At 61.2% G+C, this 24,242-nt stretch carries 32 protein-coding genes; 23 read left to right on the top strand and 9 right to left on the bottom strand.

Translation table 11 applies throughout. From position 1 onward, the window contains the following. The first annotated feature begins 115 nt into the window (after positions 1–115). From B9Z50_RS00755 to B9Z50_RS00730, 6 genes are all read left to right on the top strand, one after another. Entirely contained in the window at positions 116–589 is a 474-nt protein-coding gene (locus B9Z50_RS00755; RefSeq protein ID WP_108361810.1) for a crossover junction endodeoxyribonuclease RuvC, read from the top strand. 1 nt (position 590) lies between these two features. Continuing rightward, positions 591–800 (top strand): hypothetical protein, encoded by a 210-nt coding sequence (locus B9Z50_RS00750; RefSeq protein ID WP_108361809.1) that lies wholly within the window; start codon positions 591–593, stop codon positions 798–800. Beyond that, the gene (locus tag B9Z50_RS00745; RefSeq protein ID WP_108361808.1) at positions 793–1,185 is read left to right on the top strand and encodes a DUF6362 family protein; all 393 of its coding nucleotides are present in this window, start codon (positions 793–795) and stop codon (positions 1,183–1,185) included. Before B9Z50_RS00750 ends, B9Z50_RS00745 begins: the two co-directional genes overlap by 8 nt. Positions 1,186–1,575: 390 nt before the next feature. After that, positions 1,576–2,982, top strand: a complete 1,407-nt coding sequence (locus B9Z50_RS00740; RefSeq protein ID WP_108361807.1) for a site-specific DNA-methyltransferase — start codon at positions 1,576–1,578, stop codon at positions 2,980–2,982. Next, positions 2,975–4,267, top strand: coding sequence for a site-specific DNA-methyltransferase (locus B9Z50_RS00735; protein WP_108361806.1), 1,293 nt, complete (start codon positions 2,975–2,977; stop codon positions 4,265–4,267). Before B9Z50_RS00740 ends, B9Z50_RS00735 begins: the two co-directional genes overlap by 8 nt. Next, on the top strand, positions 4,264–4,512 hold the full coding sequence (locus tag B9Z50_RS00730; protein WP_108361805.1) for a hypothetical protein: 249 nt from the start codon (positions 4,264–4,266) through the stop codon (positions 4,510–4,512). Before B9Z50_RS00735 ends, B9Z50_RS00730 begins: the two co-directional genes overlap by 4 nt. Here B9Z50_RS00730 and B9Z50_RS00725 read toward each other — a convergent pair. After that, positions 4,476–4,841, bottom strand: a complete 366-nt coding sequence (locus B9Z50_RS00725; RefSeq protein WP_108362467.1) for a hypothetical protein — start codon at positions 4,839–4,841, stop codon at positions 4,476–4,478. The two genes, B9Z50_RS00730 and B9Z50_RS00725, sit on opposite strands and share 37 nt — an antisense overlap. Positions 4,842–4,946: 105 nt before the next feature. Next, positions 4,947–5,210, bottom strand: coding sequence for a hypothetical protein (locus B9Z50_RS00720; protein ID WP_108361804.1), 264 nt, complete (start codon positions 5,208–5,210; stop codon positions 4,947–4,949). A 287-nt stretch (positions 5,211–5,497) separates the two neighbouring features. Between B9Z50_RS00720 and B9Z50_RS00715 the strand changes: the two genes are divergently transcribed. The 3 genes from B9Z50_RS00715 to B9Z50_RS00705 are packed head-to-tail and all read left to right on the top strand — an operon-like array spanning position 5,498 to position 8,650. Then, complete coding sequence (locus B9Z50_RS00715; protein ID WP_108326076.1) at positions 5,498–6,718, top strand: tyrosine-type recombinase/integrase; 1,221 nt, start codon at positions 5,498–5,500, stop codon at positions 6,716–6,718. Continuing rightward, positions 6,715–7,659, top strand: coding sequence for a tyrosine-type recombinase/integrase (locus B9Z50_RS00710; RefSeq protein WP_108326079.1), 945 nt, complete (start codon positions 6,715–6,717; stop codon positions 7,657–7,659). Before B9Z50_RS00715 ends, B9Z50_RS00710 begins: the two co-directional genes overlap by 4 nt. Then, a complete protein-coding gene (locus B9Z50_RS00705; protein ID WP_108326081.1) occupies positions 7,652–8,650 on the top strand; it encodes a tyrosine-type recombinase/integrase in 999 nt (332 codons plus the stop codon). The genes B9Z50_RS00710 and B9Z50_RS00705 overlap by 8 nt, the downstream gene beginning before the upstream one ends. A 50-nt stretch (positions 8,651–8,700) precedes the next feature. On the opposite strand, the gene B9Z50_RS00700 is transcribed toward B9Z50_RS00705, so the two are convergent. The 4 genes from B9Z50_RS00700 to B9Z50_RS00685 are packed head-to-tail and all read right to left on the bottom strand — an operon-like array spanning position 8,701 to position 10,264. Further along, positions 8,701–9,084, bottom strand: a complete 384-nt coding sequence (locus B9Z50_RS00700) for a hypothetical protein (RefSeq protein WP_108361803.1) — start codon at positions 9,082–9,084, stop codon at positions 8,701–8,703. After that, positions 9,059–9,418, bottom strand: a complete 360-nt coding sequence (locus tag B9Z50_RS00695) for a hypothetical protein (RefSeq protein ID WP_199221642.1) — start codon at positions 9,416–9,418, stop codon at positions 9,059–9,061. The genes B9Z50_RS00700 and B9Z50_RS00695 overlap by 26 nt, the downstream gene beginning before the upstream one ends. Continuing rightward, the gene (locus B9Z50_RS00690) at positions 9,415–9,981 is read right to left on the bottom strand and encodes a DUF3489 domain-containing protein (RefSeq protein WP_108361802.1); all 567 of its coding nucleotides are present in this window, start codon (positions 9,979–9,981) and stop codon (positions 9,415–9,417) included. The genes B9Z50_RS00695 and B9Z50_RS00690 overlap by 4 nt, the downstream gene beginning before the upstream one ends. 7 nt (positions 9,982–9,988) lie before the next feature. After that, positions 9,989–10,264 carry a hypothetical protein gene (locus B9Z50_RS00685; RefSeq protein ID WP_108362466.1) on the bottom strand — a complete coding sequence of 92 codons (276 nt, stop codon included), beginning with the start codon at positions 10,262–10,264 and terminating at the stop codon, positions 9,989–9,991. Positions 10,265–10,420: 156 nt separating this feature from the next. Here B9Z50_RS00685 and B9Z50_RS00680 point away from each other — a divergent pair, with 156 nt between their 5' ends. The 13 genes from B9Z50_RS00680 to B9Z50_RS00620 all read left to right on the top strand — a co-directional run bounded on the left by B9Z50_RS00680 (position 10,421) and on the right by B9Z50_RS00620 (position 20,558). Beyond that, on the top strand, positions 10,421–11,014 hold the full coding sequence (locus B9Z50_RS00680) for an elements of external origin (protein WP_108361801.1): 594 nt from the start codon (positions 10,421–10,423) through the stop codon (positions 11,012–11,014). Between the two features lie 2 nt (positions 11,015–11,016). Next, on the top strand, positions 11,017–12,990 hold the full coding sequence (locus B9Z50_RS00675) for a phage terminase large subunit family protein (protein ID WP_108361800.1): 1,974 nt from the start codon (positions 11,017–11,019) through the stop codon (positions 12,988–12,990). Positions 12,991–13,004: 14 nt separating this feature from the next. Beyond that, positions 13,005–13,211, top strand: coding sequence for a phage head-tail joining protein (locus B9Z50_RS00670; protein WP_108361799.1), 207 nt, complete (start codon positions 13,005–13,007; stop codon positions 13,209–13,211). Continuing rightward, positions 13,211–14,764 (top strand): phage portal protein, encoded by a 1,554-nt coding sequence (locus B9Z50_RS00665; RefSeq protein WP_108361798.1) that lies wholly within the window; start codon positions 13,211–13,213, stop codon positions 14,762–14,764. The genes B9Z50_RS00670 and B9Z50_RS00665 overlap by 1 nt, the downstream gene beginning before the upstream one ends. Beyond that, positions 14,761–15,999 (top strand): S49 family peptidase, encoded by a 1,239-nt coding sequence (locus B9Z50_RS00660; protein ID WP_108361797.1) that lies wholly within the window; start codon positions 14,761–14,763, stop codon positions 15,997–15,999. The genes B9Z50_RS00665 and B9Z50_RS00660 overlap by 4 nt, the downstream gene beginning before the upstream one ends. Before the next feature lie 14 nt (positions 16,000–16,013). Further along, positions 16,014–16,391: a head decoration protein gene (locus tag B9Z50_RS00655; RefSeq protein ID WP_108361796.1), complete on the top strand. Its 378-nt coding sequence runs from the start codon at positions 16,014–16,016 to the stop codon at positions 16,389–16,391. Positions 16,392–16,468: 77 nt separating this feature from the next. Beyond that, positions 16,469–17,485, top strand: coding sequence for a major capsid protein (locus B9Z50_RS00650; protein ID WP_108361795.1), 1,017 nt, complete (start codon positions 16,469–16,471; stop codon positions 17,483–17,485). 8 nt (positions 17,486–17,493) lie between these two features. Next, positions 17,494–17,802 carry a hypothetical protein gene (locus tag B9Z50_RS00645; RefSeq protein WP_108361794.1) on the top strand — a complete coding sequence of 103 codons (309 nt, stop codon included), beginning with the start codon at positions 17,494–17,496 and terminating at the stop codon, positions 17,800–17,802. A 5-nt stretch (positions 17,803–17,807) separates the two neighbouring features. Continuing rightward, on the top strand, positions 17,808–18,461 hold the full coding sequence (locus tag B9Z50_RS00640) for a DUF6441 family protein (RefSeq protein WP_233249697.1): 654 nt from the start codon (positions 17,808–17,810) through the stop codon (positions 18,459–18,461). Beyond that, complete coding sequence (locus B9Z50_RS00635; protein WP_108361792.1) at positions 18,458–18,889, top strand: acyl-CoA transferase; 432 nt, start codon at positions 18,458–18,460, stop codon at positions 18,887–18,889. The genes B9Z50_RS00640 and B9Z50_RS00635 overlap by 4 nt, the downstream gene beginning before the upstream one ends. Positions 18,890–18,958: 69 nt before the next feature. Further along, positions 18,959–19,897, top strand: coding sequence for a phage tail tube protein (locus B9Z50_RS00630; RefSeq protein ID WP_108361791.1), 939 nt, complete (start codon positions 18,959–18,961; stop codon positions 19,895–19,897). Between the two features lie 11 nt (positions 19,898–19,908). Then, positions 19,909–20,259 (top strand): hypothetical protein, encoded by a 351-nt coding sequence (locus B9Z50_RS00625; RefSeq protein ID WP_108361790.1) that lies wholly within the window; start codon positions 19,909–19,911, stop codon positions 20,257–20,259. A gap of 83 nt (positions 20,260–20,342) precedes the next feature. Then, entirely contained in the window at positions 20,343–20,558 is a 216-nt protein-coding gene (locus B9Z50_RS00620) for a hypothetical protein (RefSeq protein ID WP_108361789.1), read from the top strand. Here B9Z50_RS00620 and B9Z50_RS00615 read toward each other — a convergent pair. The 3 genes from B9Z50_RS00615 to B9Z50_RS00605 are packed head-to-tail and all read right to left on the bottom strand — an operon-like array spanning position 20,535 to position 21,528. Continuing rightward, positions 20,535–20,765 (bottom strand): hypothetical protein, encoded by a 231-nt coding sequence (locus tag B9Z50_RS00615; protein WP_108361788.1) that lies wholly within the window; start codon positions 20,763–20,765, stop codon positions 20,535–20,537. The genes B9Z50_RS00620 and B9Z50_RS00615 overlap by 24 nt on opposite strands. Then, positions 20,762–21,259 (bottom strand): GNAT family N-acetyltransferase, encoded by a 498-nt coding sequence (locus tag B9Z50_RS00610; protein WP_108361787.1) that lies wholly within the window; start codon positions 21,257–21,259, stop codon positions 20,762–20,764. The genes B9Z50_RS00615 and B9Z50_RS00610 overlap by 4 nt, the downstream gene beginning before the upstream one ends. Next, a complete protein-coding gene (locus tag B9Z50_RS00605) occupies positions 21,256–21,528 on the bottom strand; it encodes a DUF1778 domain-containing protein (RefSeq protein WP_108361786.1) in 273 nt (90 codons plus the stop codon). The genes B9Z50_RS00610 and B9Z50_RS00605 overlap by 4 nt, the downstream gene beginning before the upstream one ends. Positions 21,529–21,615: 87 nt before the next feature. Here B9Z50_RS00605 and B9Z50_RS00600 point away from each other — a divergent pair, with 87 nt between their 5' ends. Further along, positions 21,616–24,237, top strand: coding sequence for a phage tail tape measure C-terminal domain-containing protein (locus B9Z50_RS00600; protein ID WP_108361785.1), 2,622 nt, complete (start codon positions 21,616–21,618; stop codon positions 24,235–24,237). Positions 24,238–24,242: the final 5 nt, after the last annotated feature.

The raw sequence follows: 24,242 nt of genomic DNA, 5'->3' as shown, positions 1-24,242 counted from the left end.
CGCAGTCGACACAGTTTGTCGTAACTCTCCACACGCGTGCGTGACGCGCGGGATATAGGGGTTTCGAGATTCTGCGTCGACTGCGTCAGACCCAAACAAAACAAGGACTGACAACATGAACACAACGACCATCCTCGCCCTCGATCTGGGCACCACCACGGGCTGGGCACTGGCCTGCCGCGACGGTAGCATCAGCAGTGGCAGCCAATCCTTCAAACCCCAGCGCTTCGAGGGCGGCGGCATGCGCTTCCTTCGGTTCAAGCGTTGGCTCACCGACATCAAGCAGTGCAATGACGGCATTGACCAGGTGGTCTTCGAAGAAGTCCGCCGCCACGTCGGTGTGGATGCCGCGCATGCCTACGGCGGATTCATGGGCCAGCTCACCGCCTGGTGCGAGCACCACCAGATCCCGTACCAGGGCATCCCGGTTGGCACGATCAAGAAGCACGCCACTGGCAAAGGCAACGCCAGTAAGGGTGAGATGGTGGCATCCGTCCGTGCCCGTGGCCATGCTCCGACCGACGACAACGAAGCGGATGCCATCGCCTTGTTGTACCTGGCCCGTGAAATGACCACGGAGGGGGTGTGACATGAAAGTGCCGCAATACCGCTACCGCTGCCCCCTGGGCAACCTGCAGCCCACCACGCCGGACCTGGACGCCGTCAAGCGCGATGGCTGGCGCAACGACCACATCCTGGTGGTGTCCGAACAGGACGAACGGCTTGACTGGGTGGAGAAACAGTTCGTGCGCAGGCTGGGCGAACGTCTTTACGGGGATGGAGGTAAGCGTCATGGCTGATACCCGAACCGAATGGACTGTGGACGAGGTGGCCGCCCGGTTTGCCGAGGCTGCCGAGACCGCGCACAAGTTGCCCCGGGTCAGGCCTGGTGGCTACTTCAACCCGTGGATGACGCTTGCTATGCAGGTGCCCGAGCGTTACCCCGACCCCGAGCGGCTGTATCGGCCGATACCGCCCAGCCCACAAGCGGTGGAAAAGATGCTCGAGACCATGCGTTGGGTGCAGTGGCTGGAGGTGGAGCAGCGACACCTGGTCTGGATGCGCTCGAACCGTTATCGATGGGAGCAGATCGGTCGGCGCTTTGCCTGCGCGGCAAGAACTGCGCAGCGGCGCTATGACGCAGCCATCCATCTGGTCACCCTACACTTGAACAAGGGGCATTAGATGAAATCAGATGAAGTTAGATGAAGTTAGATGAAGTTGACAATGGCTGCGTAGAGATGGGGGTGAATGGCAGGATTCGACAAAATCACCCCTGTCGCGTTTTGCCCGGTTTTGGTCTACAGTTTGTGTACGGTCAGGAAAGAAGCGCAAAACGCTTTTGACCATCAAAACCCAACGTGCTCTGACGGATCTGACACATCTGACGGGTCCTTCCTGGTCAAAGCGGTATGCGGGGGGCAACAGCGCGAGATTTCGATAGCGTCTGCCCCTGAAATGAGGTTACCACCCGGCCAGGTTACCGGCCTGTGGTTACCACCGCCCCTGACAGTTACCACCCTCTGAATATTTCTCACCCGCCCGGCGGCAACGCTCGGCGGGTTTTTCAATTCCATGACGCCAAACCTGCAGATCGAATACCGCCCGATCGATGCGCTGTTGCCGTACGCGCGCAATCCGCGTACGCATTCGCCGGCCCAGATTGCCAAGATCGCGGCCAGCATCGTGGAGTTTGGCTGGACGCAACCCATCCTGGTCGATGGCGACAACGGCATCATTGCGGGTCATGGTCGTCTGGCGGCTGCGCGCAAACTGGAACTGCCGAACGTCCCTGTCATTGAACTGGGGCACCTGACCCCTGCGCAAAAGCGCGCCTACGTGATTGCCGACAACCGCCTGGCGCTCGACGCTGGTTGGGATGACGAACTGCTGGCGCTCGAACTGGCCGAGTTGTCCGAGGCGGGCTACGACCTGCTGCTCACCGGATTCGACGATGACGAACTGGCCCAGATGCTGGCTGACATTGCAGAGACGGAGGGTTCGGATACCGATGAAGAACCGGCCAGCGATGAGGATGATGATGTCCCAGCGCCTCCCAAGCAGCCGATCTCCCGCCCAGGGGACGTCTGGCAACTGGGCCCGCACCGCCTGATCTGCGGCGATTCCAGCGATCCATCCGTGGTCGCCACCCTGATGCAGGGCGAGCAGGCCAGCCTATGCTTCACCTCGCCGCCCTACGGCAACCAGCGCGACTACACCTCCGGCGGCATCGCCGACTGGGATCGCCTGATGCGCGGCGTGTTTGCGCAAGTGCCCATGGCCGCCGACGGTCAGGTGCTGGTCAATCTGGGTCTGATCCATCGCGACAACGAGTTCATCCCTTATTGGGACATCTGGCTCGATTGGATGCGCAGCCAAGGCTGGCGGCGCTTTGCCTGGTACGTCTGGGACCAGGGGCCGGGGATGCCGGGGGATTGGCAAGGACGTCTGGCGCCCAGCTTCGAATTCATCTTCCACTTCAACCGCCAGACGCGCAAACCCAACAAGACGGTGCCTTGCAAGTTTGCTGGCCAGGAGACCCATCTGCGCGCCGACGGATCCTCCACTGCCATGCGCGGCAAGGATGGCCAGGTCAACGGCTGGACCGCTGCGGGCCAGCCCACGCAAGACCACCGCATCCCCGACTCGGTCATCCGGGTCATGCGCCACAAGGGAAAGATCGGCAAGGACATCGATCACCCAGCCGTCTTCCCGGTGACGTTGCCGGTCGAGGTCATCGAGGCTTACACCGATGAAGGCGAGATCGTGTTTGAGCCCTTTGGCGGCAGCGGCACCACGCTGATGGCGGCCCAGCGTACCGGTCGGATTGGCCGTGCGGTGGAGATTGCGCCCGAGTACATCGATGTGGCGCTGATCCGTTTCCAACAGAACTTCCCCGGCGTGCCGGTGACATTGGCCGCCACAGGCGAGACCTTTGAGGCCATCGCCCAACAACGACAAAGCGAATCCACTCATGTCTGAACCCTGGCTCTCCACCCACATTGAGCGTTGGCCCACCGACAAACTGGTACCCTACGCCCGTAACGCCCGTACCCACTCCGAAGAGCAGGTGGCGCAGATCGCTGCGTCCATCGTCGAGTTCGGATTCACCAATCCGATCCTGGCTGGCTCTGACGGGGTGATCGTCGCCGGTCACGGACGGCTGGCTGCCGCGCAAAAGCTGGGCCTGGAAACTGTGCCCGTGGTCGTGCTCGATCACCTGTCGCCCACTCAGCGCCGCGCGCTGATCATTGCAGACAACCGCATCGCAGAAAACGCTGGCTGGGACGACGCCATGCTGCGCATCGAGCTGCAGTCCTTGCAGGAAGATGGCTTCAACCTGAACATTACTGGCTTCGATGCCGATGCCTTGGCCGAGATCATGGCCGGCGAAGAGACCACGGTCGATGGCCAGACCGACGACGATGCAGTGCCCGAAGTGTCGGCCACTCCGATCTCCCGTCCGGGTGATGTTTGGGAGCTGGGTAATCACCGGCTGGTGTGCGGCGATGCCACCGATCCCAAGAGCTACGAGCTGCTGATGGCCGATGGCAAGGCCGCCATGGTCTTCACCGATCCACCGTACAACGTGGACTATGCCAACAGCGCCAAGGACAAGATGCGCGGCAAGGACCGTCCGATCCTGAATGACAACCTGGGCGATGGTTTCTACGATTTCCTGCTGGCAGCCATGACGCCGATCCTGGAGCGCTGTAGCGGAGCCGTCTATGTGGCCATGTCGTCCAGCGAACTCGACACGCTGCAGTCTGCATTCCGTGCTGCCGGTGGCAAATGGTCCACCTTCATCATCTGGGCCAAGAACACCTTCACGCTCGGCCGCGCGGACTACCAGCGCCAGTACGAGCCTATCCTTTACGGCTGGCCCGAAGGAGAGAACCGCCACTGGTGCGGTGACCGCGACCAGGGCGACGTGTGGAACATCAAGAAGCCCCAGAAGAACGACCTGCACCCGACCATGAAGCCAGTGGAACTGGTCGAGCGGGCGATTCGGAATTCCAGCCGTCCGGGCGACATCGTGCTGGACCCGTTCGGTGGCTCCGGCACCACCCTCATCGCCGCTGAAAAAACCGGCCGCATCGGTTGGCTGATCGAACTCGATCCCAAATACGTGGATGTGATCGTGCGTCGTTGGCAGGACTGGAGCGGGCAAGAAGCCTACCGGGAATCGGATGCGGCCAAGTTCAATGATCTGGCGGCAGTGGCTGGCGCAGAGATCACAGCAAACACAGAGGAGGCCAACGCATGAAGCAGTCGCGCCTGATGTCCCTGATGGAATCGCTGGCCAATGTGCTGGTAGGTTACGGGGTTGCGGTGATCACGCAGATGGCGGTGTTCCCGCTGTTCGGCCTGGCCGTGACCGTCACCGAAAACCTGCTGATCGGCTTGATCTTCACAGCTGTGTCGATCGTGCGCAGCTACGCGCTGCGCCGGGGCTTTGAGGCGCTGCGGGTGCGTCAGTCGGCCAGTGCCTCTTCGACGATCTCGCAGTGAATCACAAAGCCCGTCAGGTAAGGCAGTCCCTTAGGAATCCCGTGCTGCTTGCTGGTCAGGCGGCCGATGGTCCAGCCCATCCAGCGTTGGGTGGCGGCGTGGATCGCATCCTGCAGGTTCAATCCGGCGTGCAGGCCGTTGAGCACATCGTCGGCAAAGTGGCGACCATGGCGGCTGTCCAGGAAGGTGCGGACCGATTCGAGAGGCTGGTTGGTGGCGTCAGAAATCGCGGTCATCGCGATTGGCCAGGCGGTTTGGGCTTGATCATTCATCGTGCCCCAAAAGCCCCAGGCTTCGTTTTGGGTGGCAGGGATCAGGGTGCTAGTCATCGTCGGCTCCATGTCTGTGTCTGTTTCTGTGTTGGCGATGACTCCATTGACGCGCTGTAGGGCATGGAAGCCAAGGCTTATAAGATCATTTTTTTGAGAGCGTGATCATTTTGCGACGCTGGCCAGTTCCGCCTGCGCGTTGGCGATGAGGTCCAGGCGCAGGTTGGGCGTGATGTTGCAGGCCAGGGCGTTGAGCGCCCAGTTCATCACCTGCGATTTGTCCTGCGGCGTCTCGGCCGTGTCGAGTCGCTCAATGTAATGGTCCAACTCCCGCAGACTGCGCTCCAGGGTGGATCGGGCGGTGAGCAAGGCGTCTTTGGCCTTTTGCTCGGTCATCTGGCGCATCAGGGTGTCGAGGTCGAGGGTCATGGTGTGGCTCCTTCAATCGTTTGGCAATGACTCCATTGACGCGCTGTTCCGATGCAAAGCCAAGGCATTGATTGCAGAAGATGGACAGCGTGGCGGCAGAGCCACTAGCCCAGCCGGGCCGCGTAGCGGGCGTTATGTTGACGTCAACATAACTGCCGTTATGTTGCGGCCATATTTATGTGATCCAAGATTGGTTTCTCACTAGAAAGGGCATCTCCAACCCGTGTCTTGACACAACATAATTTCAGCGTTCAGCTGGCAGGTCCACCAACTTTTGGAGACTTGCCATGTTTGACTACCTATACGCCAAGCAATATGCCATTCAGAGGCAGCGCGATGGTTTATTCGCTCAGGAACGTGAGCGCTATCTACAGCACTGTCATTCGACGGGAAGCACGCGTGTCACCTTGCAGGTCAAAGGCCAGGCACTTTTGCGATTTGCCAACCACATGCGAATCAGCGATCGAAATGGCATGGATCGACAGCGATTTGATGAAATTGTCGGTCTTGTCACGGAAAGCAATCCGAGCCCTGGTGCAATTTATGGAGTGAAAAAATGCAGTCAGCCATGGCTCCGATTTCTTGGCTGGCTGGTAGAGCCAGAGAATCCGAAATTTTTCATCGAGGAGCTTGAAAGCTACGTATCTTGGATGCGCGACGAACGAGGTCTGTCCTCTTCGACAATCGAGCAGTGGACAGAACGACTGACATCATTTCTTTGTTGGTATGGTGGCAGGGGAAAAAAATTCTCACAGATCAACATCCATGACATCGACGCTTATTTCGTGGAAATGGGTAAAAACTGGGGGAGAACCTCATCCGCATACATAGTCACCATGCTGCGGGTCTTTCTGCGACATGCTGCATCCACGGGAAAATGTGATGCTCGTCTACCCACACTGATTGATCGCCCTCGAATTTACAGGGATGAAGGGTTGCCTTCAGCACTTGAATGGCCCGACGTCCGGCGTCTACTGACAAATGCGGATTCCGGCGCGTCGAATGACATTCGAGATCGGGCCATCATGATGCTGATGGCCATTTATGGGTTGCGAACATGTGAGGTCGCTTCCTTGCGTCTCGATCAAATTGATCGAAAAAATTCAACACTGTTGATTCAGCGCGCCAAGAATCGAAGACCGCAGATCTATCCACTGATCGCCTCTGTGGCAGACGCTTTAGATCAGTACATCAGTACCGTTCGACCTGCAGTCGAATGCCCAGAAGTTTTTATTCGATTTGCAGCCCCACTATCTCCGATATCTCGAGCGGGATTGAGTACAACAGTACATCGCAGAATCAAAGAACTTGGCGTATCAATCAAGCGATCAGGTCCACATTCACTCCGTCACGCATGTGCCGTCAGGCTGCTCTCAGAGGGGTTCAATCTAAATGAAATTGGTGATCACCTTGGTCACCAGAGTGCATCTGCAACCAGGGTGTATGCCAAGACAGATGTGAGGGCATTACGTGAAGTCGCGGCATTTGATCTGGGAGACTTGTCATGAAAGTCTCTCAAGTCATCAGCTGCTATCTCGTGTCGCGTCGATCGGTCGGTGTCAGATTGGAAAGCGCTGAGCGCACGCTTTACCAATTCGCAAAGACAGTGGGCGACTGTGAATTCAAGAGGGTCTCACCTAAATCAGTGTCCAAATTCCTCATGGGATCTGGCTCAATTAGCAACTCTTGGTACCTAAAATACAAACTCTTGAATGGACTGTACCGATATGCCATAGCTCGTGGATATGTTGACAAGGCACCACTGCCGAGCGATATCCCGGCATTGCCGCCATCGCTGACGCCGCATGTTTACTCGACTGAAGAGATTCAACGATTACTTGATGCCACAGTGGTCATCAACAATCCGTGCTGTCCATTGCAAGCATCTTCTCTGAAGTCGCTTCTGATCTTGTTGTATGGCACGGGACTTCGTGTCAGTGAAGCTTTGTCGCTGAAGATTTCGGACATCAATCTTGCTGAAAAAATCATCACAGTACGTGATACCAAGTTCTACAAAACGCGGCTGGTCCCACTGGGTGAAAGGGTTTCAGAGGAGCTCAAGCACCACATAATCCGACGAAATTCTCTTCCAATGCCAGACGGAGTGGATTCAGCTGTATTTGCCATCCGATCTGGTTCTGCTCTTGGGTACAGGCAGGTCAACGATTGGTTTGTTCAGGTTAGAAACGCTGCAAGAATAGGTGCCCCACCGGGTGAAAAAAAACCACCGCGATTACATGACCTCCGTCACACTGCTGCAGTGCACAGAGTCATTCACTGGTATCGATCTAACGAGGATGTACAACGTCTCCTTCCCCATTTGGCGACGTATCTCGGCCACATCAAAATTAAATCCACACAGCGTTATTTGACGATGACTCCAGAACTCCTGGAGGAGGCAAGTCTCAGGTTTGCTGTGTACGCCGAAATGGAGGTCGATCATGCGTGATCTCAACCTCCTCGGCCCGTGGGTTCGTCGATTTCTGCTTGAGCATTTGGTGGCTGAAAGGAATCTGTCGCACAACACCCAAATCAGCTATCGCGACACCTTGTCATTGCTATTGCCATTTGCAGGCACCAAGATGCGCAAATCAGTTGACCGTCTGAACGTCTTTGATATCTCGCCTGGTGTCATTAGATCCTTCCTGGAAACAATCGAATCGGTCAGAAATTGCAGTGTCGCGACAAGAAATCAGCGCTTGGGCGCCATTCATTCCCTTGCAAAATTTATCGGGATGCGCTCGCCAGAACATGTTTCGTGGTGTGCAGAGGTAAGGTCAATTCCGTTCAAAAAATCGGCCAAGCCAATGATCGGCTATCTGGACAAACCTGAGATGGATGCGTTGTTGAATCAACCGCTCAGATCTACAGGCCAGGGTGCACGGGACTATGCCTTGCTACTGTTCCTGTACAACAGTGGGGCTCGTGCTGATGAGGCCGCAGGTCTCACCATCGATTGCGTACAAGTGGGTACATCACCTTGTGTCCGCATTCTTGGCAAAGGCAACAAGTTGAGGTTGTGCCCCCTTTGGCCCTTGACGGTGGCAGCACTTAAGCCGTTGATTTCTGACCGAGATGGCAAGGATCGTGTATTCCTTGGTCGAACAGGCGATCCAATGACACGGTTTGGGATCCATCGACTGGTCACAACTTATGCTGCGCTGGCCCTTGGAAATCAAAAGCCACTGAAATGCACACGTGTAAGTCCACACACCATCCGACACACAACAGCCGTTCATCTACTTCGAGCAGGCGTAGACATCAATACCATCCGTGCCTGGTTGGGGCATGTCTCAATTGATACCACTCACATCTATGCCGAGGTAGATCTTGAAATGAAGGCCAAAGCCCTGGCCAGTGTGAATATTGAGTCGCTGCCCAAACCCTCAAGCAAGAGAGGGTCAAACAAGTCTGTGATGACCTTTCTGAGCACCTTGTGACGCAATGTCGGAAATTATGTGCGCACGATTGCCTTTGCCTCCTCTGAGAGTCAAGTGGCGTGGTGATCTGTGCACATAAATATGGCCGCAACATAACGGGCGTAGTCCCCGCCAGACGGATCGACGTACAGGTAGGGGCGACCGGGGGCGTGGACTTCGACGCACAGACGTCCCTGGCCGACATACCCACCCTTGCCGGCCAGCCAGTCACGCGAGACCAGCAGGTTGGCGGCAAAGCCATCGAACTCCTCGGGCGTCATGGTCCGGGTCTCGGTGACGTAGACGATGTAGTCGCCGCTGGCGCTCATGTCCTTGAGGTTCTCAGGCTTGCGCGCAAAGGGCAGCCGGATGCCGAGCTGCTCGACCTGAATGTCCTGGCCCTCCCACTGGAGGGTCAGAGGGGTGCGGTCAATGGTGATGGACATGCTGGGCATGACGGTCCTTTCTGTTTTGATTGGAGGTTGGGCTGTTGGAGCGGTACTTGGAGCTCACGACCTTGCCCTGCAAGGCTTCGACGCCGGCCAGTGCCAGGGTCAGCACGGCGTTGTGAAACGCCGCCTCGGCCAAACAGGGCGCGAGCCGTGCGTCTTCGAGCAGGCGGTCGATGCTTGGCGCCACCTTGGCCCGCATTGCGGCACACACCGCCTCCTGGCGCGCCGGGCTGGCGCTGCGGATTTCGGGGCAAAGGCTGATCAGGGTGCGAAACGCCTGGTCGGCCAGGCGCTGCCCCAGTTCATCGAGGCGCGCCAAGTTGGGGCGGGCGTTCATGCGGCCTCCGATTCAGTGGTGGTGGCATTGACAGTGACCGTGGACTCGATGTGGTACACCCGCTGACCGCCGGCCTCCTTGGCTGATGTGATGGTCAGCCCCAGGCGCTTCTTGAGCGTGCCGGCCAGGGTGCCGCGTACGGTGTGCTGCTGCCACCCCGTGGCCTCCATGATCTGCGCGATCGTGGCGCCCTCGGGGCGCTGCAGCAGGCCAATCACCAGAGCCTGCTTGCTGTCGGCGCGGGTACGAACCGGCTTGTCCTTGACGGGCTGTTGCCAACTGGCCTCGGCACTGGCGACATCTGCCTCCAGCTCCGGATCGTCCAGCGTGATGGTCGGCGGCAAGGCGCCTGGTCGGGGCAGTCCCAGGGCGTCGTAGCCCTCGGCAGCCACCACCCAGTCGTCGCCGTCGGGCGTGATCAGGGCGCGTTTGAACAAGCCTTCGAGCACCTTGGCACGGGCGCCGCCCTTGATGTGCTCGGGGAACCAGGCGATCTTGCCGCCGCTGTCTTGCACGGCGTGCTCCAGGATGGCCTGCTGGTTGGGGTTAAGTGAGATGGTCATGTTGCCCTCACGCTTGCAGGGCTGCGGCGCTGCCGTTACCAGGATGGACTTTGCGCACGCGGTGCACGGTTTGTTTCGGCGCGCCACCGGCGGCACGCAGCCCAGCATCAAACGCTGCCTGCAAGGCGCTCTTGACACCCCAGACGCTCACGTCGTGGAAGTCAAGGCTGTCGCGGTGGCGGGTTTGCAGGGTTTCGATGAACAGGTGGTCCAGGGCGATCGATTCGAGCAAGAGCTCGATCTCGTCGGGGGAGAGTGCGGTGGGTTGCTTGGGTTTGGCCATGAGGGGCTCCTTGGTGGGTTGCTTGTCAATCGACATCTGCATTCACGCGCTGTGCGCCACAGAAGCCAAGCGCTTTCTTATCCCGGGTGATTCACTCGCCTTTGCCTGACCCATACCTCGAGGAGGCCACCCACTTGCACTGAGTAGATCAACACCATGGGACTGTCCATTCGCGCCTACGCGCGCCACCGAGGCGTGTCGCACGTGGCCGTCAAGAAGGCCATCGACACCGGGCGCATCAGCCAGCTGCCGGACGGCACCATCGATCCGGTGGTGGCCGATGCTCAGTGGGCAGCCAACACCACACCGACCCGGCGGTCGATGGCAGATGCCGCCAGCGACAAACTGGCCCCGCAGGTTTCCGCACCTGCCCGCGAGATTCCGCAGGCTTCCGCAGCAACGCCTACGCGCCTGCAACGGGAAGCGCCAGAAGTCCCAACACCAGCCCTGTCGAGTGGCGGTACTTCACTGCTGCAGGCCCGCACCGTCAACGAGGTGGTCAAGGCGCAGACCAACAAGGTGCGCTTGGCCCGATTGAAGGGCGAACTGGTCGATCGCTCACAGGCCGTGGCCCATGTGTTCAAGCTGGCCCGGGCCGAGCGCGATGCCTGGCTCAACTGGCCGGCACGCATCTCGTCGCAGATGGCCGCAGGGCTGGGCGTCGATGCGCATGTCTTGCATGTGGCGCTGGATGCTGCTGTGCGCCAGCAACTGCAAGACCTGGGCGACTTACAGGCCAAGGTAGATTGACCATGGACGAGCTCTACTACGAAGGCTGGGACGCCATCGAGCGTGCCTGGCGCGAAGGCCTCACGCCCGATCCACTGCTCACGGTGTCCGAATGGGCCGACAAGCACCGGGTGCTCTCCAGCAAGGCCGCCTCCGAACCAGGCCGCTGGCGTACCAGCCGCACGCCCTATCTGCGCGAGATCATGGATGCCTTGTCGCCCATGTCGCCGATCGAGCGGGTGGTGTTCATGAAGGGTGCCCAGGTCGGCGGTACCGAACTGGGCCTGAACTGGGTCGGGTACGTGATCCATCACGCCCCGGGCCCGATGATGGCGGTGTGGCCGACAGTGGAGATGGCCAAGCGGGCCTCCAAGCAGCGCATCGATGCGCTGATCGAGGAAAGCCCCGCCATCCAGGAGCGGATTGCTCCGGCGCGCAGCCGCGACTCGGGCAACACCATCCTGGCCAAGGAATTCCATGGCGGCGTGCTGGTGATGACCGGTGCCAACAGTGCGGTGGGCCTGCGCTCCATGCCGGTGCGCTACCTGTTCCTCGATGAGGTCGATGGCTACCCGCTGGATGTGGAAGGCGAAGGCGATGCGATCTCGCTGGCCGAAGCCCGCACCCGCACCTTTGCCCGGCGCAAGATCCTGATCGTCTCGACCCCCACCATTGCCGGGGCCAGTGCAGTGGAGCGGGAGTTCGAATCGTCGGACCAGCGCCGCTTCTTCGTGCCGTGCCCGCATTGCGACCACCGCCAGTGGCTGCGGTTTGAGCAGCTGCGCTGGGAACGGGGCCAGCCAGAAACGGCGGCCTACATCTGCGAATCCTGCAGCCAGCCGATTGCCGAGCACCACAAGACCTGGATGCTGGACAACGGCCAGTGGCAGGCTTGCGCACCAGAACAAGCTGGCCGGACGGCCGGGTTTCACCTGTCCAGTCTCTACAGCCCCGTGGGCTGGCGCAGCTGGATCGAGATCGCACGGGCCTGGGAGTCGGCGGCCATGTCCGATTCCCGCTCGGCCTCGGCCATCAAGACCTTCAAAAACACCGAACTAGGTGAGACCTGGGTCGAAGAGGGCGAGGCGCCGGACTGGCAACGATTGCTGGAACGTCGGGAGGACTACCGCATCGGCACCGTCCCAGCGGGCGGCCTGCTGCTGACTGCCGGTGCCGACGTGCAGAAGGACCGCATCGAAGTCTCGGTCTGGGCCTTCGGGCGTGGTAAGGCGGCGTGGCTGGTGGAGCACCGGATCTTGATGGGCGATACCGCCCGAGCGGAAGTCTGGTCGGGCTTGGCCAAGCTCATGGCTGAAACCTGGACCCACAGCAGTGGTTGCCAGCTGAGCCTGGCGCGCCTGGCCTTGGATACCGGCTACGCCACCCAGGAAGCCTATGCCTTCGTGCGCAGCGTGCGCGATGCGCGGCTCATGCCGATCAAGGGCATCGCTGGAGGTGCAGCGCTGATCGGCACACCCACAGCGGTGGACGCCACCGCCAGCGGCAAGAAGCTGCGCCGGGGCATCAAGGTGTTCCCGGTGGCCGGCGGCATTGCCAAGCTGGAGTTCTACAACAACCTGCGCAAGAGCGCCGAGGTGGCCGAAGACGGCATCACGCCGATCTACCCGGCCGGATTCGTACACCTGCCCAAGGTCGATGCCGAGTACCTGCAGCAGCTGTGTGCCGAGCAACTGATCACCCGGCGCGACCGCAACGGATTTGCCCACCGCGAGTGGCAAAAGATGCGCGAGCGCAATGAGGCCTTGGACTGCTACGTCTACGCCCGGGCGGCCGCTGCCGCCGCTGGGCTGGACCGGTTTGAAGACCGGCACTGGCTCGAATTGCAAAAACAACTCGGCGTTGGCCCTCCGGCCATCGCCATTCCCACTGACACCCCCGAGGCCACCCAAGAGCAGAAGTTCGACGGTGGCCTCAGCACTTCTGGCAGCACGCCAGCGCCCGCTCGGCGCGTGGTGCGCAGCCGATGGATGACTTGAGTGAACAAATAAGCATGACCTACACACCAGAACACTTGCACGCCTTACGCGAAGCCCTGGCCAGCGGCGAACACCGCGTGACCTACGAGGGCAAAAGCATCGAGTACCGCAGCGTGGCCGATTTGAAAGCTGCGATCGCCGAAGTCGAAGCCACTATCGCTCGTGAATCCGGCGCACCCAAATCGCGCCAGATCCGCGTGACCACGAGCAAGGCGCTCTGATGGCCTGGCTCAAAAGTCTGCGTCGCCGCATGTTCGGCGGATTTGGCGGGGGACAAGCGGTCTACGACGGCACCGGCGGTGGTCGCCGCGCCCTGGCTTGGATGCCCAGCAATCCCGGTGCGGTAGCTGCCCTCTCGCTGGCCCAAGATGAACTGCGTGCCAAAAGCCGTGATCTGGTGCGTCGCAACGCCTGGGCTGCCGCTGGCATCGAAGCCTTTGTGGCCAACGCCATCGGTACCGGCATCAAGCCGCAGAGCATGGTGCAAGACCAGGCCACGCGCGAGGCGATCCACAGCCTGTGGTGGGACTGGTGCGAGCAGGCCGATGCCGCAGGGTTGACCGACTTCTACGGTTTGCAGGCCCTGGCCACCCGCGCCATGCTCGAAGGCGGCGAAGCACTTGTACGACTGCGCTACCGCCGCACTGAAGATGGCCTGCCGGTGGCGCTGCAGATTCAGGTGCTGGAAGCAGAGCATCTGCCAACCACCATGAACCGGGATCTGCCTGGTGGCAATGTCATTCGCGCTGGCATCGAATTCGACAAAGTGGGTCGCCGGGTGGCTTACCACCTGTACCGCTCGCATCCCAATGACGGCTTGCTGGCACCCATGTCCAGCAGTGCCGGCGGCGGTGGCATGGACACCGTGCGTGTGGACGCCAGTGAACTCATTCACCTGTTCCGTCCGCTGCGCCCCGGCCAGATTCGGGGCGAGCCGTGGCTCACCCGGGCGCTCGTCAAACTCAACGAGCTGGATCAGTACGACGACGCGGAGCTGGTGCGCAAAAAAACCGCAGCCATGTTCGCTGGCTTCATCACTCGCATGGCTCCAGAAGACAACCTGATGGGCGAGTCTGCGGCAGATGCCAACGGTGTGGCACTCGCGGGCATGGAGCCGGGCACGCTTCAGATCCTGGAACCCGGCGAAGACATCAAGTTCTCGGCCCCTGCTGATGTCGGCAGTTCCTACGCCGAATTCATGCGCCAGCAGTTCCGGGCGGTGGCCGCTGCCATGGGCATCACCTACGAGATGCTCACCGGGGACCTGACGCAGGTGAACTATTCCTCTATCAGGGCGGGCCTGCTGGAGTTCCGCCGCCGCTGCGAAGCCCTGCAGCACGGCGTGATCGTGCACCAGCTGTGCCGACCGATCTGGCGCGCCTGGATGGATCAGGCGGTACTCGAAGGCGCCATTGACTTGCCCGGCTACCGCAAAGACCGCCGCACCTATCAAGCCGCCAAGTGGATTCCACAGGGCTGGAGCTGGGTGGATCCGCAGAAGGAATTCAACGCCATGAAGTTGGCGATCCGGGCGGGCCTCATGAGCCGGTCGGAAGCCATCTCCGGCAACGGTTACGACGCCGAAGACGTAGACCGCGAAATCGCGGCGGACAACGCTCGGGCCGATGCGCTGGGCTTGGTCTTTGACTCCGATGCCCGGCATGACCAGGTAGCCGCTGCGCCACTCACCGAAACCCCAGACACGCAGCCCTCGGATCCCGAGTCCAGTGACCCAGAGACAGCGCCACTCAACAACCAGGACCCCCAAGCATGACTTACCTTGCCTCCCGCTTGTTCGGGACGCCCCTGCTGATTCACCGACCCAAGCTGGATGTGATCCTGTCGGTGGTCGGCCAGCGCATCGGTATGGCCGATGCTCCCGCGATGCCAGCCATGGACATGGCCATGTACCAACGGCCTCCCGCAACCGCAGCCCCCGAGGGTATTGCAGTGGTCCCGATCCACGGCTCGCTGGTCAAGCGCTCGCTGGGCATGGAAGCCGCCTCAGGCCTGACGTCCTACGGCGAGATCGCCGTGATGCTGGACTCCGCCTTGGCCGATCCCCAGGTCAGCGGCATCTTGCTCGACATCGACTCACCCGGTGGTGAAGCCTCAGGCAGTTTCGAGTTGGCTCGTCGCGTGCGCGAGGTGGCTGCGGTCAAACCCGTCTGGGCGGTGGCCAACGACGCCGCTTATTCAGCGGCCTATGCGATTGCGGCCAGCGCCCAGCGACTGTTCGTGACGGAAACGGGTGGCGTCGGCTCGATTGGCGTCATCGCCTTGCATGTCGACCAATCGGTCAAGGATGCCAAGGACGGCTACCGGTTCACGGCCATCACGGCGGGCGCCCACAAGAACGACTACTCGCCACACGAGCCCTTGTCGGACACCGCAAAGACAGAGCTGCAAGGCGAAGTGGATCGGCTTTACGCCATCTTCACTGATCACGTGGCCGACATGCGTGGCCTGGATCTGGGCGCTGTGCGAGCGACCGAGGCTGGGTTGTACTTCGGCACCAATGCCGTGGCCCAAGGGCTCGCTGATGGTGTCCAGACGCTGGACGCCACCCTTGCCGAATTCCATCGATTCATCAACGCCCGTAACCATTCGCCGTCTCAGGTGCGGGGCGTCATCCGTGCTGAGGCGGCACCCTTAAAGAAGGAAATGACCATGAACGAAGAAGAGAAAGTGATCGAGACCGTCGACACCATCAGCACCGACGAAGTCGCCGTGCTGGTGGCTGAAGCCCGCCGCGAGGTGACCCAGGCTGCCCAGGCGATTGCCGAGGTTTGCCTGCTGGCCGGTTGTCCCGACCGCGCAGCAGAGTTCATCGCCGCTGGCAAGACCGAGGCCGATGTCCGGCGCGTCTTGATCGACGCCCGTGCGGCACGGTCTGAGGCCGATGACATCCGCTCGACCATCACCGTGGATGCCGGTACCCAAAAACTTGATCGCCCGGAGGCCTCACCCATTGTGGCCGCCGTGAAGAAACTCACTGCCACCGCCTGAGAAAGGAATAGACCATGACCTCCATCACCGAACAAAACAACCTCGGCGACCTCTTGAAGTACGAAGCCCCCAACCGCTATTCGCGTGACGTTGCCACCATTGCCGCTGGCCAGAATCTGCCCTTGGGCACGGTGCTGGGCCGCAATGCCAGCGATGGCAAGCACTATGCGATCGACCCGGCCGCCACCGACGGCACTGAGGACGCCATCGGGGTGCTCGCCAACGCGATCAATGCTACCAATGCCGACCGCAGCGACGCCATCCTGATCGCCCGCCACGCCATCGTGGCCAAGACTGCGCTGGTCTGGCCGATCGCGCTCACCGGCGCGCAGCGCACGGCTTACGAGCAGCAGCTGGCCGAGCGCGGTGTGCTGGTGCGCGAATCCGCATAAACCCGACCCGTCTTTCCATCCCCCGAACCCGCCTGGCCATCTGGCTTGCGCGGGTTTCGTCATTTCTGGAGCCCCGAATGAACAACCCGTTTCTGAACCCTGGTTTCTCGATGGCCAGCCTCACTGCTGCCATCAACCTCATCCCCAACCGCTACGGCCGCTTGGAAGCCCTGAACCTGTTTCCGACCAAACCCGTGCGCACCCGCCAGATCATCGTGGAGGAGTACGCCGGTCGCCTGAACCTGCTGCCCACCAAGCCGCCTGGCTCGCCCGGCACTGTGGGTGAGCGCGGCAAGCGCAAGCTGCGCTCCTTCGTCATTCCCCACATCCCGCACGACGATGTGGTGCTGCCCGAAGAAGTCCAGGGCATCCGCGCTTTCGGCTCGGAAACCGAGATGGAAGCCATCTCCGGTGTGTTGGCCCGGCACCTGGAGACCATGCGCAACAAGCACGCCATCACGCTGGAGCACCTGCGCATGGGGGCATTGAAGGGTGAGATCCTGGACGCCGATGGCAGCGTCATCAGCAACCTGTTCACCGAATTCCAGATCACCCCGCAGTCGGTCAACTTCGATCTGGCCAATGCCAACAGCGAGGTCAAGGGGCACTGCTACGACCTGCTGACCAAGGTCGAAGACGCCCTGCAGGGTGAATTCATGACCGGCGTGCATGTGCTGTGCTCGCCCGAATTCTTCCGCGCGCTGACCACCCACAAGGAGGTCAAGACCGCCTACACCAACTGGCAGCAAGGCGCGGTGCTGATCAACGATGTACGTTCGGGCTTCACTTACGCCGGAGTCACCTTCGAGGAATACCGGGGCCAGGCCGCCTACCTGCAGGCCAATGGGGATCTCGGCACCCGCCGCTTCATCGCAGCCGGTGAGGCCCATGCCTTCCCGCTGGGCACGGTCGACACCTTCGGCACCTACTTTGCACCAGCCGACTTCAACGAGACGGTCAACACGATGGGCCAGCCTTTGTATGCCAAGCAGGCACCTCGTCAGTTCGATCGCGGTACCGACCTGCACACGCAGAGCAATCCGCTGCCCATGTGCCACCGACCAGGCGTACTGATCAAGCTCACCGCAGTCTAAGTAGTGGCATGCAGCACGCTTTCGAGCCCGCCGTCACACGACTCTTTGCCCGGCTGGGGGTGCCCGGCACCTACCGGCTGGCCGATGGTCGCGAGATCGCTGCACGGTTCATCACCAAGCAGGCCGATGTCGTCGAGTCCTTCGGCGACACGCGCCTGGCGCTGGCCACCCATCGCTTCGATGTGATGGTCTGCGTCGTGGCTTCGCCCCGCGAGGGCGAGCGTTTCACTGTTGCTGGCCAGACTTACCAGGTGGTGGGTGAGCCCTTGGCGGATCGGGACCGCTTGATCTGGACGCTGACTGGAGCGCCGCTGTGAAGCTTATGGCGGCACTCACCGGCAATCTGGATCAGATGTTGGCTGACGAGGTTCGCATTGCCGAACAGGCGGTCACGCATTCCATCCGCGAGGCCACCGATGGGCTGAAGACCGAGCTGCGCAGCCAGATCACTGGTGCTGGCCTGGGTCAGCGCCTGGCCAACACCTGGCGCGGCGAGGTCTACCCCAAGGGACAGATGAGCATCAAGGCCGCCGGCCTGGTCTATAGCCGGGCGCCGGTGGTGGTGGGGGCGCATGACCAGGGCGCCACCATCCGTTCCAAGGATGGGTTTTGGCTGGCGATTCCGTTACCGGCCGCCGGCAAGGGCCCGCGTGGCAAACGCATGACGCCGGGTCTGTGGGAGCGAATGCGCGGCCAGCGCCTGCGCTTTGTCTACCGCCGGGGACAACCCTCGTTACTCGTTGCAGAAAACCAGCGGGCCCGCCAAGGCCAACGCGGTGGCTTCTCCGCTGCCTCGCAAAAGGCCCAAGCGGCTGGTCGAGGGCTGGTCACGGTGCCCATGTTCTTGCTCGTACCCCAAGTGACCCTGAAGAAGAAATTTGACATCGACAGCAGTTCAAGCCGTTGGATCAGCACCCTGGCCAACCGCATCGCCAACCGTTTCGATGAAGCCGACCGCAAAGGGGCAGCGTCATGAGCCAAAGAGAAAACGCCATCGGCGCACTGTTCGCTGTGCTGGGTCAGCTGTCCCTCGGGGCTACGGTCAGACGCAACGCCGCGTTGCCTGAGCGCGTGTCAGATCAAGCCATGGCCATCCTGCGCGACGGTGAGATGGGTGAGCCGGAGGTGACGCTCTCACCGCTGACCTACCACTGGCAGCACCAGGTGGCCATCGAACTGTTTGTGGCTGAGCCGGACGCCAGCGCGCGCGATGCCCGCATGGACGGCCTGCTGGTTGAGCTGGCCACCCTGATCGAAGCCGACCGGACGCTTGGTGGCGTCATCGAGTACGCCGAAATCGGCCCTCCCAAATTCGACGAACTGGCCCCCGATGGGACCAGTGGCATCAAGGCCTGCCTGCTGCCCGTGGTCTTGTACTACAGCAGCTCCGGGTCGCTGAACTGACGCCGCTGAGCTGATCCGTCGAAGTCCATTTCGACACCCATTCATACCCATTTCCACAAGGAGTTCTGTATGGCCCGTGCCTACGGCGCGAACGCCAGCCTGTTGGCCGCGTTCGAAACCACCTATGGCAGCAACCCAGTGGGCGACTACTGGAAGCTGCCTTTCGTCTCCACCACCCTCGGCTCCGAACAGGGGCTGATTGCCAACGACCTGATCGGTCTGGGCCGTGACCCCAGCGCCCCCATCCGAGATGTCATCAAGGTCGAGGGCGACATCGTCGTGCCCATCGATGTGCGCAACATCGGCATGTGGCTCAAAGCCCTACTGGGCAGTGCCACCACCACAGGCACCGGCACGCTGACCCATACATTCATTTCCGGCAAGTCCAGTTTGCCAAGCATCAGTTTGGAAACCGGCTTGCCCGATATCCCCGCCTGGTTTGTCGCTTCGGGTGTCATGGTCAATAGCTTGCAGGTGGGCTTTGCCCGCTCTGGCGCAGCGAATGCCACTGTCGGATTGATTGCGCAAGGTGAGACCAAGCAGGCGGTGAGCCTGGACACAACGCCAACGACACGCGACATCCTGCGGTTCAACCAGTTCCAAGGGTCCATCAAGAAGGGCGGCACAGCACTGGGCAACGTGGTCTCTGCTCAACTGACCTACTCGAACAACCTCGAGCGCATCGAAACGATCCGCTCTGACGGCAAGATCGACGGTGCGGACCCCACTGTGGCCAGCCTCAACGGCAACCTCGAGGTGCGGTTTGCCGACACCCAGCTCATCGATGCGGCGACCAACAACACGCCCCTGGAGTTGACCTTTGCCTACACGATTGATGCGACCAAGCGCCTGACCTTCATAGCGCACGAGGTCTATCTGCCCAAGCCCAAGCTCTCTATCTCCGGGCCAGGCGGCATCCAGGCCACTTTTGAGTGGCAAGCCGCCAAGAACGTCGCAGCCAACAAGATGCTCACCGTTGAACTGCTCAACGACGTGACAACGTATTGAGGAAGAGAACCATGATCAAACTGAACATTTCGCGTGAACCGCACTGGATCACGCTGGCCGCAGGCGTGCGCCTGCAGGTCCGCCCTGCCACGACTGCCCTGGTGATGGCCGCGCGCCATGCCGCCTCCAAAGTGGCGGGTACCGATACCGCTGCGGCGGGTGAGCGCACCGCCACCCTCATCACCGAACTGGCCAAGCTGGCCGTGCTCGCCTGGGAAGGCGTGGCCGATGACAAGGGCAAACCGGCCGCTGTGACCCCGGATGGGGTGGCCGCTTTGATGGAGCACTGGGTCTTGGCTGATGCCTTCGAGCGCGAATACCTCGCCGGCCTCTACGCCCTGGATGCAGAAAAAAACGTCTGAAGGCCCGCACCGCGTGGCATTTCGGTGGCGGGCCGAGCTATTGCAACGCCTGTCCCGATCCGTGCCCCGAGTGCCCGTACACCATGAACGCCCCCCAAAGCCTGGATGGCTGGCAAGCCGCCAGTGCGATTGACATCTGTGCCAGCCAGCTGCGCATGGCGCAGGGGCGCGTGGTGGGGCTCGATCTGAATGCCTGGATGCTGGCCTGTGAGAGCACCGGCCTGGACAAAGCCACGGCGATTGATCTCTTCACGGCGGTCGAGGCGGGCCTGATGTCAGCGATCGTGATTGATGAGTGATTGCGCCGACTGTTTGATTTGGTCAAGTTGCGCCTCGGAGAGTGCGCCTTCGTCGGCTTCGTAATCCGCAGAAGCTTTGCTTGCCTTGTCGTCCGTGGCGAATGTCTGCCACTCAGACAGCGTGAGACCTTCCCGCGCCAGCGTGTCGTTGTAGGCGACCACGAAGTCAGGGAATGCGTCTGCCAATTGACGTTTGTCCGTGGTCAATGAGCACCCTTCGTGTGAAGCGGCAACATCAGTGTCATGGGATTTGCCGGCGACGGCACGAAACCGTAGTGGGCGTAGAACTGACGGGCGCGGTCATTCAGTGCATGCACCAGCAGTGCTCGCACCCCGATGTTCTGAGCCACCGAGACGGCACGTTGCAAGGCATCCTTGAGCAAAGCACCGCCGACCTGCTGCCCCTGCAACCGTTGGTCAACGGCCAGTCGAGCCAACACCATGACCGGCACAGGGTCGGGCATGTTTCGGCGAATGGCTCCCGGCGATTCCTGGTGCGACACCGCGCCGGCGGCCAAGGCGTAGTAGGCCAGAACCTGGCCTGATTCGTCGGTCACCACGAAGGTGCGACTGGCGCCCGTGGTCTGATTGAGCAGGGCACGTCGTCGTAGCCAGTCATCCAGCGACGACTCTCCGCAGGCAAAGGATTCACACCGGTGCTCAGCCGACAAGGGCTGCGGTGCTGATAGCTTTTGATTCATGCCGGGAGGGTGTCCCAAGGCGCCTTCACAGCCATTAACCGCTCCAGACCTGGGTTGGGTTTCGGTGGCGCATCCAGCAGTGCAACGAACTGCTCGAACTTGTCGGCATCCAGCCGGAAAAACACCTGATCCAGCAGTACCGATTGCGCGCGCTCGCAGGCGGCTTCGAGCATGAAGTCCGAACGGGTTTTACCCACCGCCGAAGCCGCCTGGTCGATGAGATCACGCTGTTCGGGCAGGGCCCTGAGATTGATGGCCGCATCACGCATGACGCACTCCTGTGTATGCAATAGATACGCAAATTATCTGCTGCATGTATAGCGGATGTCAATACATTCAAGAGAACACAACTCCCCATGGCTGAACGCAACCTCTCCATCCGTCTGTCCGTGGTCGACGGCGGCAAGGTCAAGGCCGAGCTGTCCGAGATCGGCGAGAAGGGGGAGCGCTCGCTCAAAAAAATCGAGGCGGCGGCCACCCCGGCATCCGGTGGCCTCAAGCTGCTCTCGTCTGCAGCCAACGATGCAAAGTTCCAGCTGCAGGCCGCCACCGACCGGCTGGGTATGCTGGGCTCGGTCCTGGGCAAACTTGGCCCGGCCGGCCTGATCGCTGGTGCTGGACTCGCTGCCGTGGGCGTGGGCATCACGGCGCTGGTGCTTCCGGTGGCCAACATCGCCGACGAGCTGGCCAACCTGGCGCAAAAGACGGGGGTTTCGGTCGAAGCCCTGTCGGCACTGACCTATGTGGCCCAGATGTCCGACACCGACTTGCAGGGCCTGGTCAAAGGCCTGCAGCGTCTGTCGGTGGCCATGTTCGACACCCAAGTCCAGGGCGAAGAGGGCAGTGCCGCCCTCAAGGCACTGGGCGTCTCGGCAGTGGATGCGTCGGGTCAAATCCGTCCCACTGAGCAGGTCCTGCTCGACCTGGCCGACAAATTCGCCGACATGCCCGACGGGGCCGACAAGGCGGCACTGGCCATCAAGCTCTTCGGTAAGGAAGGCATGAGCCTGATCCCCCTGCTCAACCAGGGGCGTGCAGGCATCACCGCCTTGATGGAAGAGGCCGAGCGATTTGGGCTTGTCATCAACAGCCAGACCGCGCAGGCTGCCGAACTCCTGAATGACAACCTGGACCGTCTGCGCGCAATGCTCGAGGGCGTGCAACGCCAGATCGGTGCCGCCGTCATCCCGGTGCTGGCCGACTTCACCGAGCAGGTGATCCTGGCCCAAGGCGAGACGGGCAGCTTCAGCAACGAGCTGCAGCGCATCACCTCCAACCGGGAGGCCACGCTCGCATTTTTGGAGTCGGTCGCCTCGGGTCTGGCCTTCATCGCCGAATCGGCGGTGCTGGCCAAGCGCGTGATTGCCCAGCCCTTTGACAGCCTGTCGGTGGTGGGCAAGGACATCGAGACCTGGTTCAAGACCGAGGTGCTCAAGAGCGCCAAGAACTACGGCTTCAATGCCCAGGCGGTGGATGCCGAAATCGCCAAGCTCAAAGCCGCCCGCGACGACTATGTGCGCGCCGCCAACGACCGGCTCTTCAACATCAACCAGAACCCTGGTTATGTGGGCCGGGTACAGAAATTCTTCGACGAGCAGCGCCGCACGGTGCGCGTCATGGGCCAGAAGTTCGTGCTGGACACCGAAGCGCAGGCCAAGGAAGTCCAGGCCATCTACGACAAGCTGCTGCCCACCTTGCCCAGGTCCGCCCGTGCCCCCTTGGCGCTGGATCTCTCTGGCTTCGAGAAGCCCAAGCCTGCGGAGAAACTCAATGAAGGCGAAGCCTTCCTGAACCAGCTGCGTGCACGCCTGACCCGCACCCAAGACGGGGAAGCGGCAGAGCTGCGCGCTCGGGCGTTGCAGATTGAGGCCAAGGGCTACCAGGGTGTGGCCGCCCAAGCCGAGCAGTACATCCAGGTGCTCGAAGCGATTGAGCGCCAGAAGGAAAAAGACAAGGCATTCGATGCGTTTGAAAAGGAAGAAGCCGCATCACGCAAGATCACCGAAGGCCTGATCGGCAGCAACCGCCAACGGATTGAAGCCCTGCAACTGCAGCGCCAGATGCTGGACATGACCGATGGAGAAAAGGCTGCCCTGCAAGCCCGCACCGATCTGGAAAAAGCGGCTGCCGCTGCCCGCAAGGAAGCCAACCAGATTGAGGATCCAGGCCTGCGGGCGCAGACCATTGCAGCCATCAACGACGCACTGGCCCGGCAGTTGCCGATCGTGGAAGACCTGGTGCGAGCCAATGGCGAGTACCAGCGCAGCTTTGAATACGGTGCCAAGTCGGCACTCAGAACCTACATTGACGATGCGACCAACGCGGCCAAGCGCGCCCAGCAAGTCACGGCCAATGCATTCAAGGGGATGGAGACGGCACTGACCCAGTTCGTCATGACCGGCAAGCTGGACTTCAAATCGCTGGCCGATTCCATCATTTCTGACTTGGTGCGCATCCAAATCCAGCGATCCATCACGCTGCCTTTGGCCAATGCGATGAATGGTGCTATGGCCGGGCTGGATTTGGGCTCGATGTGGGGCAGCCTGTTTCCTTCAGCCCAAGGCAATGTGTTCGAAGGCCCAGCCCTCTCGGCCTACCGCAACACGGTGGTTGATCGGCCGACGCTGTTCCCGTTTGCACAAGGCGCAGGCTTTGCGAGCGTGCCTCGCATCGGCCTCATGGGAGAAAAACCAGGCAGCCCAGGTGAGGCCATCATGCCGCTTGCCCGCATGCGAGATGGTGATCTGGGCGTGAAAGTCCATGGCGGTGGCAGCACCGTCATTGTCAACGTCATCGAGGCCGCTGGCAAAGGCGGCCAGCAACAGCAGCGCACCGACAGCAACGGCAACCAGGTGATCGACGTCTGGGTGGAGCAGATCACGGCAAAGGTCTGGGGCGATGTGGCGCGCGGAGCCGGTCCTGGCCCGGGCGTGCTGGCCAACACCTATGGCCTGAACCGCGTCGCAGGCGCGTACTGATCGGG

Source organism: Limnohabitans sp. Bal53, from assembly GCF_003063355.1.
In the GTDB taxonomy this organism is placed as follows: domain Bacteria; phylum Pseudomonadota; class Gammaproteobacteria; order Burkholderiales; family Burkholderiaceae_C; genus Limnohabitans_A.
The sequence above is the reverse complement of the archived record's forward strand: the minus strand, read 5'-3'. Positions and strand labels throughout refer to the sequence as shown.

Bases quoted from the DNA above. Each gene is read 5' to 3' on its own strand.
- B9Z50_RS00755 (WP_108361810.1), top strand. From the start codon at position 116: ATGAACACAACGACCATCCTCGCCCTCGATCTGGGCACCACCACGGGC.
- B9Z50_RS00750 (WP_108361809.1), top strand. From the start codon at position 591: ATGAAAGTGCCGCAATACCGCTACCGCTGCCCCCTGGGCAACCTGCAG.
- B9Z50_RS00745 (WP_108361808.1), top strand. From the start codon at position 793: ATGGCTGATACCCGAACCGAATGGACTGTGGACGAGGTGGCCGCCCGG.
- B9Z50_RS00740 (WP_108361807.1), top strand. From the start codon at position 1,576: ATGACGCCAAACCTGCAGATCGAATACCGCCCGATCGATGCGCTGTTG.
- B9Z50_RS00735 (WP_108361806.1), top strand. From the start codon at position 2,975: ATGTCTGAACCCTGGCTCTCCACCCACATTGAGCGTTGGCCCACCGAC.
- B9Z50_RS00730 (WP_108361805.1), top strand. From the start codon at position 4,264: ATGAAGCAGTCGCGCCTGATGTCCCTGATGGAATCGCTGGCCAATGTG.
- B9Z50_RS00725 (WP_108362467.1), bottom strand. From the start codon at position 4,841: ATGACTAGCACCCTGATCCCTGCCACCCAAAACGAAGCCTGGGGCTTT.
- B9Z50_RS00720 (WP_108361804.1), bottom strand. From the start codon at position 5,210: ATGACCCTCGACCTCGACACCCTGATGCGCCAGATGACCGAGCAAAAG.
- B9Z50_RS00715 (WP_108326076.1), top strand. From the start codon at position 5,498: ATGTTTGACTACCTATACGCCAAGCAATATGCCATTCAGAGGCAGCGC.
- B9Z50_RS00710 (WP_108326079.1), top strand. From the start codon at position 6,715: ATGAAAGTCTCTCAAGTCATCAGCTGCTATCTCGTGTCGCGTCGATCG.
- B9Z50_RS00705 (WP_108326081.1), top strand. From the start codon at position 7,652: ATGCGTGATCTCAACCTCCTCGGCCCGTGGGTTCGTCGATTTCTGCTT.
- B9Z50_RS00700 (WP_108361803.1), bottom strand. From the start codon at position 9,084: ATGCCCAGCATGTCCATCACCATTGACCGCACCCCTCTGACCCTCCAG.
- B9Z50_RS00695 (WP_199221642.1), bottom strand. From the start codon at position 9,418: ATGAACGCCCGCCCCAACTTGGCGCGCCTCGATGAACTGGGGCAGCGC.
- B9Z50_RS00690 (WP_108361802.1), bottom strand. From the start codon at position 9,981: ATGACCATCTCACTTAACCCCAACCAGCAGGCCATCCTGGAGCACGCC.
- B9Z50_RS00685 (WP_108362466.1), bottom strand. From the start codon at position 10,264: ATGGCCAAACCCAAGCAACCCACCGCACTCTCCCCCGACGAGATCGAG.
- B9Z50_RS00680 (WP_108361801.1), top strand. From the start codon at position 10,421: ATGGGACTGTCCATTCGCGCCTACGCGCGCCACCGAGGCGTGTCGCAC.
- B9Z50_RS00675 (WP_108361800.1), top strand. From the start codon at position 11,017: ATGGACGAGCTCTACTACGAAGGCTGGGACGCCATCGAGCGTGCCTGG.
- B9Z50_RS00670 (WP_108361799.1), top strand. From the start codon at position 13,005: ATGACCTACACACCAGAACACTTGCACGCCTTACGCGAAGCCCTGGCC.
- B9Z50_RS00665 (WP_108361798.1), top strand. From the start codon at position 13,211: ATGGCCTGGCTCAAAAGTCTGCGTCGCCGCATGTTCGGCGGATTTGGC.
- B9Z50_RS00660 (WP_108361797.1), top strand. From the start codon at position 14,761: ATGACTTACCTTGCCTCCCGCTTGTTCGGGACGCCCCTGCTGATTCAC.
- B9Z50_RS00655 (WP_108361796.1), top strand. From the start codon at position 16,014: ATGACCTCCATCACCGAACAAAACAACCTCGGCGACCTCTTGAAGTAC.
- B9Z50_RS00650 (WP_108361795.1), top strand. From the start codon at position 16,469: ATGAACAACCCGTTTCTGAACCCTGGTTTCTCGATGGCCAGCCTCACT.
- B9Z50_RS00645 (WP_108361794.1), top strand. From the start codon at position 17,494: ATGCAGCACGCTTTCGAGCCCGCCGTCACACGACTCTTTGCCCGGCTG.
- B9Z50_RS00640 (WP_233249697.1), top strand. From the start codon at position 17,808: ATGGCGGCACTCACCGGCAATCTGGATCAGATGTTGGCTGACGAGGTT.
- B9Z50_RS00635 (WP_108361792.1), top strand. From the start codon at position 18,458: ATGAGCCAAAGAGAAAACGCCATCGGCGCACTGTTCGCTGTGCTGGGT.
- B9Z50_RS00630 (WP_108361791.1), top strand. From the start codon at position 18,959: ATGGCCCGTGCCTACGGCGCGAACGCCAGCCTGTTGGCCGCGTTCGAA.
- B9Z50_RS00625 (WP_108361790.1), top strand. From the start codon at position 19,909: ATGATCAAACTGAACATTTCGCGTGAACCGCACTGGATCACGCTGGCC.
- B9Z50_RS00620 (WP_108361789.1), top strand. From the start codon at position 20,343: ATGAACGCCCCCCAAAGCCTGGATGGCTGGCAAGCCGCCAGTGCGATT.
- B9Z50_RS00610 (WP_108361787.1), bottom strand. From the start codon at position 21,259: ATGAATCAAAAGCTATCAGCACCGCAGCCCTTGTCGGCTGAGCACCGG.
- B9Z50_RS00605 (WP_108361786.1), bottom strand. From the start codon at position 21,528: ATGCGTGATGCGGCCATCAATCTCAGGGCCCTGCCCGAACAGCGTGAT.
- B9Z50_RS00600 (WP_108361785.1), top strand. From the start codon at position 21,616: ATGGCTGAACGCAACCTCTCCATCCGTCTGTCCGTGGTCGACGGCGGC.